We start from the raw sequence: 11,883 nt of genomic DNA, 5'->3' as shown, positions 1-11,883 counted from the left end.
CTACGAACGCTTCATGGCCGAGGCCAGGAGGGCTGAAGCCGCATAACGGAACCCTCCACGATCTTGGGGGATTGACAAACATCGTCGCGCAGGTGTGGCCGGTCAAGGACAACGCCTCCGACACCACCCGCCGCAACGCCAAACAACGCCTCGGCACCCTCAAATACCTCATCCGCGAAGCCGACACCCAAAAGACCATCCAGGGCAGCCGGTGGGCCGGATACCAGGCCATCACCGAATACCTCGACCACTACCAGCCCGCCAAGAACGACCTCACCCGCGCCAACCGGGTCGTCACCGGCACCACCGGCGACCTCAAACTAGCCGCCTTCGACCTGCTCAAAGCCTGACCACACCTGCCCGTACGCCACGCCGGAAGGCTGGTCCCCGAGACCAGCCTCCCGGCGCCACCCGGCCGGCTGCTCCCTCCCACCGCGCAGCCGCGCCCCAACGTCTGCGCATCACCTCAACACGCCGTCTGGCCGGGCGCGCATCTGCGCGCAGACCGGCCCTTTCTTGCTTTGTCGGAAGGCGAACCTGTGGTCAAAGCCGTCACCGGGACCGTCACCATCGTCATCGTCGCCTGCCTCGGCCTTCCCCTGCTGCTGTCCACGATCATGGGCGGCACCATCGGCGGATGCGGCACCACTGCCGGACCATCCACCGGATCTTCCGGGCAACCGTCCGAGACCAGGCGGTGGGACACCGGACAACTCGCCATCGCCGCGACCATCATCGACCGCGGCACCGCCAAAGGCGTCACCAGATGGGGCCAGACCATCGCCCTCGCCGTCGCCATGCAGGAATCACACCTACGCAACCTGCCCGACCTCGGCGACCACAACGACCACGACTCCATCGGCGTCTTCCAGCAACGCCCCAGCCAAGACTGGGGAACCCCCACACAACTGGCCGACCCCACCTACCAAGCCGACAAGTTCTACGACAAGCTGCAGACCATCCCCGGCTGGCAGACCATGCCCCTCACCCAGGCAGCCCAAGCCGTCCAAGCCTCGGCCCACCCCAACGCGTACGCGAAATGGACCGACGACGCCGTCCACCTCATCGCACAACACTCAGCCGGAGACAACGTCCCGCTCGGTTGCTCACCCCTAGCGTTCGGCGACGCGGTGCCAGCCCCGCGCAACCCCGACGGGTCCTGGCCCCACGAGGACTGCACCATCCACCCCGACCCCACGACCGGCACCGGCTGCGTGACCCCACGCCTGCTCCACCTCGTCCAGCAAGCCACCACCGCCGGCTTCCCCAAGCCCGCCTGCTACCGCGTCGACGACCACGGCGAACACCCTCGGGGCCGCGCCTGCGACTGGATGATGACCCCCGGAGGCGCAGCCACCAGAACCCAGAAGGCCCAGGGCGACACAATGGCCGCGTGGGCGATCGCCAACGCCGACCGCCTCGCCATCATGTACATCATCTGGTACCGCCGAATCTGGACCCCGGCCCAAGGCTGGCACCCCTACACCAACCCCTGGGGCGGCAACGACCCCTCCGGATGGCACACCAACCACGTCCACATCAGCGTCTACTGAAAACAGCAACAAATCGCATGCACTGATTTGCAGATGAGGATGATGTTTCTGTGGTTTAAGCCGACGTCGCTACTCACGGAACTTTGCTGCTGTCCGGATGAAGATTCCTGGCAGCAAGGTGAGATATCAGCGCCGCGAGACCCCCAACCGATCTCACTATGTTCAGATCGGTTGCAAGGTCAAAACGGAAGTTTGACGGGGTCTGATACCGGTTGGCCAGGTGGCTTTACGAAGAAGTCGTTCTTATTCGAGTTTGACCGATGCCGCAAGATATCGGCTTCTTTGCTCTGGTCATCAGTAAGTCCGTAGATCCGTCCAGTGCGCGGAAACTTCAGGTCCGCCTTCGCCGGCACTTGGACGTCGAACGGGGTCGAGTGACCCGACAGCACTAGGTGAGGGTAGTACTCGATGTAGGCGGTGCCGTAGTCGACCTCGACGAAGAACCAATACGTCAAACCCGGTTCCGGCTGCCCGTGGGGGGTCGCGCTGATCCTGACTTCGCGGTCGCGGAGGTGCGCCGCAGTGATCTCGTAGCGCAGATCCTCCGTGACCAGTGCGGGTCCGGACGACATCACCGTGGTGGCGGTTGTGGTGTTCGTCAGTGTCGGCACCGGGGAGGCTGACGGTGCGAATCGCAGGGCAACCAGCAGCACGCCGACGGCGGACGCTGCGACGACCGCGAGACTCAAGACCACGTAGCCGCCCGGCATCCCGGTGCTGATGGTGGCATCCCCACCGATTTGCGTCGATTTATTGCCGGTGCCGTGCTGTGACACTGCACTGGGCCGAGGGCGCGACGGTGGGCGGCGACCAGAAGCCGCCTCGCTACCACGATCGAGGGAAGCGAGGGACGCCTCGGGCGCACTGCTCTCCAGCGTTGTCCCGATGATCGCGACTGCGATACCAGCGATTACCAGGACGACTACTACGGCCCCGACCGTCCAGGAGGCACGGCTGGTCACGATGTTGGTGAACAAGCCAGTCAAGGCCGACAAAGCCACCCCGCCACCGGCGACGACGGCGCGCCTTCTCTTGTTGTTCGACATGTCGCGGGAATCCAATGTGTCAGCCGATGGGTGCGTCCGATCGAACCATCGCGGCCGACCACCGGTAATCACCCACATGGATCTCCAGCAGCACCGATCATCTGACGACGGCGCGAAGACGATTCGAGAGCGGTCCTGCGAGGGCCTGGCCAAAGGTCCAAGAAGACGGTCCCGCTGACCGCCACCTCCGCCGAGCAGGGCAATCGAACCTGGTAGCGCCGCCAACTGTCGGGCCGAGGTGACAGCTGCGGACGGCTACGCCGACGTGGGTTTCTACCGGCAGGGTCGATGCTGTGGTGGCTCGAAGGCGTCCTCCGCCGCGTCCCTCCGGTCACGACGGAGCCCGGCATGACGCCGCGCAACGCGCCGCCACCAGCAGACAGGTAAGGGGCCCGCCGAGTTGAACCGAGCGCCGGCGACGGGGTCAGTTCTCCCGGGCCGGCGACGACGATGAACAGCGGGTCAGAGGGCGTGACGCCCAGGCTGTTCTTGTTCGGATCTTGTTCGGAGGCACTCCACACCGCCACGAGCTCGATCACTATTCCGCTGGTCACAAGTTCGAGCATCGACGGTGCCAGCGGTACCGAGCATAGGTTGCTGGTCGACCGATGTCCGCTGGCCTCCGGCCTTCACGACCGACCCTCTTCGCAAGCGAGTGCCGTTGGGCCTGCCATCGCCGCCACCCTACGGGACAGACGTGGACTGCGAGGGATCGACCACCCGGCCCGACTCATTCACACCGTTGGAATATCCACACGTCCCCGGCAGATCATTTACCTTCTGCCAGAACCGCCCGAGTGACATCAGCGGCGTGACAGGACGTCCGCCCACAGTCGGCAGCGGAAATTGCAGAGCCTCGGCATCGATTACCCGCATAGACTGAGGTGTGCATGAAGCGGGCAGCCGCCAGCGAACTCAGCCGGCACCACCACATGTCGTCTTCGAGGTTCTGACCAACTCCGGCCGGGATCCAGCTCGGCCATGGCTGTTGCTATTGGACGACGAGCAATCACCGCACCTCGTTGCCGCGGAAGAGCCGCATTTCGTCGTCTGGTCCTCGCTGTGGGAGAAGCGGCCGGACGCCCAGGTCCGATTCGACCTCGCATCCGACGGCACAGCGGGAACTCGTCTGCGGTGGACCCTGTTCGTGGAGGAGCCGATACCCGACCCGTCGCTGCTCGGTCACCTGCGTAAGCGGCTCAACGAGCTGATCAACGCGAACCTGCGGTACACGTTCGGGCAGTAGCGGAAATTCTCCAGCGGTAGCGCGCTTTGTCTGCGGCATGACAGTAAGCCCGATCGTATCCCGTTCGAGGATTACTCGTTCCTTGAAATCGCACACTAGACCCAATTAAGGCAGGTTGCCGGGTTGCATGGATTCAGCCCATACTCTCACCGAATTTCCAAGATGTCCGCTATTTGGCAAATGCGACAATATTGCCGTCATGGAATGTCGCCTATCCGACTTCCGAGTGCCTCGGCTCGCCTGCGAAGCGTTTATCTCGATGCGGCAATTAAGGCGGCAAGCATGATAGGCGGACCAGACCGTGACTTTGATTGTTTTGAAACCTGGGTCGCTGGACAGAGAAGCGATTAGGAGAGAGGTCGGAAGAAGCGCACCGCTCGCAGTGGTGAAGTCAGATGGCAGCTCGGTTGTCGAAAGCATCAAGCAGGCAAGCGACTTCCGTCCCGGATTTCATTTACCTAGGGTCGATTGCCTGCTCAGACTCCACTCGGGGCCATCCAGGAGTCTCTTCTTTCGCCTTGCCCGCTTCGGCGGACGTGAAGATATCACGGCTCGGGTGTCGGCCGCCGGTCTCCTCGTGGCGGTAGCGGCGTGCCTCATGCAGGGCAGCAACGGCATTCAGTCAGTATGGTGGGCTGGCGCTGTACTGATGGGGGCCACGGTCGTTTCGTTTGTCGGCCAGCCTGCGATAGCTGCTTGGTATCGCTGGTGGCTGATCAGCTCGGTGTGGAGGAAGATATCGCAAGTGAGTCTCGCGGTCGTCTCGCGATCGTGGCATGACAATGTGGCCGACGATGAGGGCAATTTCGGCAGAGTACTCGCAGCTGCGTACGTCGCCGATCTCACGGACGCTTGGGATCACCGCCGGAAACGCCTAGTCAACTGGTGGCGACAATGGCCGCGCGACTATCCAGTAATCGTGCTGAACCATTCGAATGCGCAACCATTGCTGCAGGCTTTTGGGCGGGCACCTGAGGGGCCTGCCGTACTAGTACTGCCACCTACTACCGCAACAATACCCTCGTTGATGGTTCAAAAGCATTTCCCCCGTCGACCCATAAAGGTTGAGCCCTTTTGGCAAAAGCAATCCAGCCGCATCGTCAGCGGGATCGCCGGTATCGCACTGTTCGTTACCGCCATAGTCGTCTTAGGGTATTCAATCCGGCCTCTCCTGCAGGAGGATGTATGTGATGGCCTACCCGACGGCGTTACCGAAGCTGACGGCGAGAAGGTGGGTTACCGACTCTGCGGTATGCCGTTCTGGGCCGGTGACGACGAGAAGGGGATCTGGGAGAATAAGATCTACGAAGCAAACCGGACCGTCCGCAAAGAAGACAAGCGGGGCTTCGTTACCATCCTGGTCGTCACATCCTTGGCGTCACCCGACGGACCGGAATCGGTGGTGCCGGAGACACAGGGTCTGTCCGGCGTCTACGCGGCCCAGCGCGAGATCAACGAGAGAGGAAGCGGTCCGAAGGTTCGTCTTGCTGTGGTCAACACCGGCCGCGGTGGCGCCAAGGTCAAGGAGGCTCTAGATGAGGTCCAAGACTTGATCGACGCAGACAAAAATGACGCAGACAAGAATAGGGTCATCGGCGCCGTCACTTCGATCAACAGCACCGTACTCGCCAAGAAGGAACTGCAACGCCTTGACGACGTCGGAATTGTGCAGGTTTCGCCCACGATGACGGCCGACGGATTTGGTTCGAAGATGCACCACTTCTTTCAACTTGTCTCGCCGAACAAGCTCCAGTCTGACGCGGTCATCCATTACGTCGTCACCAGTGCCAATGGCAAGGTCGGACATCTCTTGCAGGTTAGCCCTGGCGGTCCGGATGATCTTTACGTCACTAGTCTGTTCGACGCCGTCCAAGGGCATTTGGAGGAGCTTAAAAGCGCCAGGATAGATTTCCAACGTCTTGCCTGGAGCCAGGGCGGCAATGGCGACCTGTCCATTGCTTGCGCCAAGAGAGGCGAGTACGAAGCTGTATTTTTCGGCGGCAGGTACATTCAATTCGGTGAGTTTGCCGAGGATCTGCGTGATGCTTGTGGGCGCAAGATGCCGAAACTGATCGCGGATGACTCGACTTCACGCTTTCTCATGGACGCAAAGCTGACCCGAGGCATGCGTTACGGCATTGAGGCCACCATCGTCTCGCGAGGGCCACTGCTAACCTGTGCACAGCTTAACACTCTGACCGGGAAGGACCCGTCCTGGCGGCGCGATTTCGCCGACGCTCTGAGGGACGCCACCGGCCGGTGCTCCGACCCCCAGTCCCGCGATGACGCGTTGGCCGGCGGGTGGACTCCTAACGCATACGATGCGGTAGAACTGCTCCATGACCCATTCACCTACGCTCAAGTTGAAGACCCCGACAAGATGCGGTCCCAACTTTCCGTGAAGTTGGAAGAAACAAACGGCGTCGAGCGCGGCACGGTCAGTCCGATCCACTTCGCCGACAGGGTTTCGGATCGTGGTGTTTGGCTGTACCACGTACCGGAACTGCGTACCATGTTCGCTGCCGGTCGATCGCCCGCAAAGGACTCGGCGACGCCTGTGATGTGCTACGGCAACAGCTACGCAGAGGAGACTGCGCCCGGAAGGTGCGTTGCCCCGAGCGCGTCCTCGTCTACGCGTAAATGATGATATTGGTTCGGCCTAGAATTGTCTTGAATGCCGTCCTGAGCACCGCAAATTGTCCTAACGAAACCCTCTTGAAGGTCATCGGAAACGTCGTTAGTCTTCGCAGTAGTTTCCAAACTGGTCCAATCCGCCGGCTGAGGTTTATCACAAAGGCGTCGGCCACGTCAGATATATTGTCATCGGCATGAGCGGGCGTTGGGCCGAGCATTCCTGCCCAGGCTCTGGTCTGGGTGAGCACGGCGGCGAGGATGGTGGGACTGCGGTCCTGCCCACAGCGGTTGACCGCGGACGTGAGCGGGTGCGCCGGGGCTGGCCGCGGAGCCGCTGTCTGTGCGCGGCGACGGCCCGAGCGCAGCAGCGGCGTGACCACGAGCGCGTAACAGGGGCCTCGCCCGCGAAGCGTTGGCGGTGATCATCATGTGCTGGTCAGACTGGTGCGCAGATTGTCGGCCAGTTCGATGGTGTCTTCGCGGGGCTCTGCGTCCAGGTCGGCGAGGGCCTTGCTGAGAGCGCGTAGGAGGATCCGGATGCCGTCAGCGTCGGCGAGCCGGTGGCGGGCGTGCATCGCATGGGTGTAGAGGGCCTCGTTGTAGCGGTCCAGGCCGATGGCTTTGTCGAGGAGGTCGGATGCGTCCTGCGGGTCGCTGTCGAGTAGGTCCTCGGCGAGCATCAGATGGGCGTCGGTGCTCCAGCGGCGGACGGTTTCGCGGTGTGGCTGGATCCATTCGTAGTCGCGGCCGTCGGCCAGCGGGGCGGTGCACAGGTTGCAGGCGGTGGTGAGTAGTTCGCGGCGGCGTGGCTCGGTGGCGATGGTGGCGGTGCGGAGCAGGTCGCGCAGGTTCCACACGTCGACGTCCACGGTCGCCGGGTCGAGCCGGTAGCGTCCGGCGGTTTTGATGACGTAGGCGTTTTTGGTGTCGGTGGTGCCGGCGCGGCCAAGGACGTGGCGCAGGTTTGAGGCGTTGGTGTGGACGCGTTGGTCGGCTTGGCTGAGGCGGGCGTCGGGTTCGAGGTATTCGCCGATGTCGCGGGTGCTGGCGCCGTCGGGGTGCACGGCGAGGAACACCGCGAGTTCGAGGGCTTTGGCGCGCAGTGGCCGGCCTTCGGCGGTGATGTTCTCGATGCGTGGGGTGCCGAGCACGCGTAGCCGCGCCCGTTTCTGGACGGGCGGTGCGGGTGCCGTGGTGGTGGTTGTGACGCTGGCGCGGCTGGCCTGCAGCGGCATCGTGGAGACTCGCGCGCTGGTTTCGCCGTCGGCAGGGGCCGGGGGCGGGGGAGTCGTCGTGTCGGCGGGTGGGGGTTGTCCGGTGTGGGCTTCGCGGGTGGCGGCGAGCAGGTCACGGGTCGTGTCGATGTCGAGGACGGCCAGGCGTATGTCCGGGTGGGGGCTGCCGGGTTCGGGGCGGGCGTGGCCGTTGTCGGAGATCGACAGGGTGGGGCCGTGGGGCCAGTGTCCGAGGATGACGGTGGTGATGTCGAGGCCTTGGGTGAGGCCGAAGGTGACGCGGGCGCGGTTGCTGCCGGTGGCCTGGTCGGTGTGGGTGATCAGGAGCAGCGGCGGCAGGGCTTCTTCACTGGGCGCGGTGTCGCGCAGGGTGCCGAGGTCGGCGAGGTTGTGCTCGTCGAGGATGCGGGCGCGTCGTAGCAGGTGGGTGTCGAGCAGGGTGAGGGCCTGGTCGAGGGTGTCGGTGAGGTGCAGCCGGTTCCAGCCGGTGAGTGGGGTGTCGCCGAGAAGCGTGGCGAGGGTGTGCCGGTCGGTGATGACTTCGGCGCGCTGGCCGGGGGTTGAGGGTGTGCCGGTGGTGAGGGCGGTGATGAGCAGGCCGCGGGCGGCGGCGTCCGCGCCGGGGCCGACGAGTCCGGCCCCGCCCGACGGCAGGCGTGGCAGCAGGTGTGGTGGTTCGGCGGCCTGCGGTGTCGGGGTGTGGCGGGTGTGGTGTTGAGCGGCCAGGACCGGGGCGGGCAGGTCGTGCAGGTCGTCGTGGGTGCCGGGCTGGTAGCGGCGGCGGCGTTGCATCCAGACCAGGGCGGCGGTGGCGGTGATCGCGAGGGCCAGTGTCCACGGGATGAGGCTGCCGCCCGGCAGGACGAGATCGTCTCCGGCGCCGTGCCCGCTGTCGTCCGCCTGGCTTCCGGCGTCTGGCGCTGCCGGGCTGGTAGAGGCGGGGGGCGCCGGCCTGGCCGAGGCACCGGGTCCGGCGTCGGGACTCGTCGTTGTCGGTGCCGAGGTTGCGGCGGGTGGCTCGCTGGGCTCGGCCTGGCCAGCCGGGGGAGCCGGTCGCGCCGGTGCGCGAGGCGGGTGGGCCGGCCGGGCGTCCGGTGGTGCGACGGCGTCGGCGGGTAGCCGTATCTGCCAGCCGGGGTATATCAGGTCGCAGTCGGTCAGAGCACGCCCGTCGGTGAAGTGGCGGTGCTTGTTGAGACGGCAGACCTCGGGCCACCGGTCCGGGTCGCCCAGCCACGTCTTGGCGATCTTGGACAGGGTGTCGCCGCGGCGCACGCGATGCTCGTAGCGTTGCTCGCCCACGCTGACCGTGATCAGCTCATGGTGGGATGCCGTGGTCCCAGGGTCGCCGATGTTCGTCTCGTCCACCGCTTCTGCCGGAGCGGCCGGCCGAGCTGATGGCGTGGCGGTGTTGGGCGCGAGGTCGGGGGAGGGGGCGACATGGGCCGCCGGGCTGGCTGCGGCGGCCGTGGCCGCCGGGGTGGTGACCAGTGCGACGGTGGCGGTGCCGGTGAGCCCGACGACGAGGCGGTGCAACGGCATCGGCAGGCGCCACGGCGGAAGCCGCCGCCCGCGGAGCACTCCGGCGATGCTGCCGGCCAGCAGCGTGACCAAGGCCGCCCAGGCCAGCCAGCCCGCCCAGATCAGCAGCACCTTCAAACCCGCGGCAGGCGAGGACGCTTCGGGTGTGGTGGTGAACGGGGCGGTGTTCCACCAGGAGGACCACACGGTGACGGGACTGCCGAACACCGCCCACAGCAGCCACGGCGGGCCGCCCACCAACACCAGCGAGGCGACCACCATCCGGACGCTTCCGAGCACACCCCACCGCGAGCGGGTGGCCGGTTTCGTGCCCGGTGGGGTCCACAGTGACGGTTGCCGGGCGTACTGCGCCGCCCGGCGGCGTACCGGTTCCGGTAGTTGCTCGTCATCCATCGGCGTGAACCATCCCGCAGACTCGGCAGAATCATCCTGATTACCGGTCGGCGCCCGGCGTGCGCCACCTCAATAACATTGACATTTCACAATGCGAAGATCTGACCGTCACCCGACACAACGCTTGCCGTCCACCGGCATGCAGGCGAGACACTGCCCGGCATGCCAACGGGGGATCTTCTCCTGAGTGTCCACCTCGGACCACGCTGGACCGCGGCCGTCGCCACGACCGCCGGGCGTACCTGGCCGGTCACCTTCGACGGTCAGACCCGCATGCCCAGCGGAGCCTGGATCGATCCCGAATCCGGCACCGCCACCGTCGCCGCAGCCGGGCTCGCCGCCGCCGAAAGCCCCGACGCGTACCTGGCGGACCCGATGTCCGCGCTGCGGACCGCGACCGACACCGACCCACGCCCGGCCGCAGCGGTCTCGGCCGTGCTCGCCCACGTGGCCAACACCGCCTGCGCCCAAACGGGCGCGGCGGTGGCCGCGCTGACGGTGACGACACCGCAGCCGTGGGGCCCGAAGTCCAGGCAACGCCTCACCCAAGCCGCCACCACGGCCGGGCTGCCCGAACCGGCCATCGTCACCACCGCAGCCGCCGCGGCAGCCGCCGCTGCGTCGTCGAGCGCGGACGGACAGCGCGGCAGGTTCGTGCTCGTCTGCACCATCGGCGACGACCACCCGCACCTGGCCGTGCTGGACGCCGCCGACCGGTACACGCAGCTCGCCGCGACCACCGTGCGCGACCCCGCCCAGCCCGGCATCCACCACGCCCTCGCCGCCGCGATCCGGCACCGCAGCAGCGCCGACACGAACCCGCCGCAGGAGACGGAGTCGCAGGAGATGGGCTGGCAGGCGGCGACCGAGATCGACCGCGCCCGCACGGCCCTGCTCACCACCCTGCGCACGCCCGTGCTGCTACCCGGGCACGCCGACGCGGTCGTCGTCGAGCCGGGCGACCTGTACCACGCCGTACGCCCGCACCTCGATCAGCTCGGACCCGCGCTCGCCGAGGCGCTCACCGACGCCGACATCGACCACACCGACATCACCGCCACCGTCCTGGTCGCCGCCGACGCCACCGCCCCCACAGCCCAGATCGCCCTCGCCGAGGCCAAAATGCCACCCCCAACGACCTTGACCCAGCCCGACCAGATCGCCACGGGCGCCGCGCACCTCACCGGAAACCTCCGCACTAGCGCGACTCCCACCGCGGCCACGACCCGGCTGCCCCGCACCCGGCTCACCATCGGCAACCTCACCACCGTCGCCGTGCTCACCGCCGCCTCGATCGCCCTGCTGTTCCAGACCATCAGCACCGCCGACGTCTCCACCTTCGCCGGCAACGTCACCGGCGTACGCCTCCCGGTCGCCACCCTCGCCCTCGCCGCCGCCATCGCCGCCACCTCCGCGACCGCCGTGGCCCAGCTCGCCCCCACCACCTGGCTGTCCCTGCGCGGCTCGAACGACCCCGCCTCCACCGGCTGGTTGCTGCGCCGCGCCTACCTCGCCGCCGCAGCAACCAGCCTCGCCCTGGCCGGACTCTGGGGCCTCGCCGCGGGAGTCGGCGTCGAATACACCGACCCCCAATACCTGCGCTGGGCCCTCACCGCCGCCGCCCCGATCACCGCCGGAGCGGTCATCACCGCCGCCGTCTCCCCGCGCATCCCCGCCACCCGCCTCGGCGACTGGATCACCCGCATGCGCCCACCCCTGTGGGCCATCGCCGCAGCTGCCACCGGCGTCTACCTCGTCCGCGCCGCCTACACCCTCACCTTCCCCGTCAACCTCACCGGCTTCCCCACCCTGACCGCCACCATCGGCGCCGCCCTACTCGCCGCCGGCACCGCCGCCACGGCCAGCCGCCACCTAGCCATCCGGGCCGCCATCAGCCTCATCCTCGTCCCCGGCTACGCCCTAGTCGTCACCGTGAACACCATCGGCTACCTCACCGCCACCTACACAGCCACACTCACCGGATGGCACCTCGCCACAACAATGCACACCCTGCGCGAAGCCCTACCCGACAACCCACTCACACGCTGGCTCACCAAAACCTGACACCGGCCACGCCCGGAGCAAGCCGACACCCCGGCTCATACAACAGCTACGGTCCTGATTGCACGCACGGATTTGCCGAGAATAGTGCATTCAAGGAAACTTCGTCAGAGGCGCTAAGCTGACCGCTACTTGAGATGATACCTGTCCGGACCAATCGGCAACCAAATGGG

6 protein-coding genes and 1 pseudogene are annotated in these 11,883 nt (G+C 66.2%); 5 read left to right on the top strand and 2 right to left on the bottom strand.

Annotated features, from left to right (window positions below; translation table 11 throughout):
* Positions 1–80: 80 nt before the first annotated feature.
* Together IEY73_RS18685 and IEY73_RS18680 are read left to right on the top strand one after the other, a co-directional pair.
* Positions 81–350: pseudogene (locus IEY73_RS18685) on the top strand (DUF932 domain-containing protein); the annotation flags it as partial.
* A 189-nt stretch (positions 351–539) separates the two neighbouring features.
* Entirely contained in the window at positions 540–1,553 is a 1,014-nt protein-coding gene (locus IEY73_RS18680) for a VldE C-terminal domain-containing protein (protein ID WP_189080514.1), read from the top strand.
* A 179-nt stretch (positions 1,554–1,732) separates the two neighbouring features.
* On the opposite strand, the gene IEY73_RS18675 is transcribed toward IEY73_RS18680, so the two are convergent.
* Positions 1,733–2,599: a hypothetical protein gene (locus IEY73_RS18675; RefSeq protein WP_189080513.1), complete on the bottom strand. Its 867-nt coding sequence runs from the start codon at positions 2,597–2,599 to the stop codon at positions 1,733–1,735.
* 994 nt (positions 2,600–3,593) lie between these two features.
* Here IEY73_RS18675 and IEY73_RS18670 point away from each other — a divergent pair.
* Positions 3,594–3,845, top strand: a complete 252-nt coding sequence (locus IEY73_RS18670; RefSeq protein ID WP_229715943.1) for a hypothetical protein — start codon at positions 3,594–3,596, stop codon at positions 3,843–3,845.
* A gap of 1,024 nt (positions 3,846–4,869) precedes the next feature.
* Positions 4,870–6,489, top strand: a complete 1,620-nt coding sequence (locus IEY73_RS18665; RefSeq protein ID WP_189080511.1) for a type 1 periplasmic-binding domain-containing protein — start codon at positions 4,870–4,872, stop codon at positions 6,487–6,489.
* A 415-nt stretch (positions 6,490–6,904) separates the two neighbouring features.
* On the opposite strand, the gene IEY73_RS18660 is transcribed toward IEY73_RS18665, so the two are convergent.
* Positions 6,905–9,649 (bottom strand): LysM peptidoglycan-binding domain-containing protein, encoded by a 2,745-nt coding sequence (locus tag IEY73_RS18660; RefSeq protein WP_189080510.1) that lies wholly within the window; start codon positions 9,647–9,649, stop codon positions 6,905–6,907.
* Positions 9,650–9,811: 162 nt separating this feature from the next.
* On the opposite strand from IEY73_RS18660, the gene IEY73_RS34145 reads away from it, so the two are divergent.
* The gene (locus tag IEY73_RS34145; protein WP_189080509.1) at positions 9,812–11,713 is read left to right on the top strand and encodes an Hsp70 family protein; all 1,902 of its coding nucleotides are present in this window, start codon (positions 9,812–9,814) and stop codon (positions 11,711–11,713) included.
* Positions 11,714–11,883: the final 170 nt, after the last annotated feature.

Origin of the sequence: Mangrovihabitans endophyticus, assembly GCF_014646155.1 — a bacterium.
GTDB lineage: Bacteria > Actinomycetota > Actinomycetes > Mycobacteriales > Micromonosporaceae > Actinoplanes > Actinoplanes endophyticus.
The sequence above is the reverse complement of the archived record's forward strand: the minus strand, read 5'-3'. Positions and strand labels throughout refer to the sequence as shown.

What these genes read in the sequence shown, in the direction of transcription:
- IEY73_RS18675 (WP_189080513.1), bottom strand. Translation starts at nt 2,599, where the DNA reads ATGTCGAACAACAAGAGAAGGCGCGCCGTCGTCGCCGGTGGCGGGGTG.
- IEY73_RS18660 (WP_189080510.1), bottom strand. Translation starts at nt 9,649, where the DNA reads ATGGATGACGAGCAACTACCGGAACCGGTACGCCGCCGGGCGGCGCAG.
- IEY73_RS34145 (WP_189080509.1), top strand. Translation starts at nt 9,812, where the DNA reads ATGCCAACGGGGGATCTTCTCCTGAGTGTCCACCTCGGACCACGCTGG.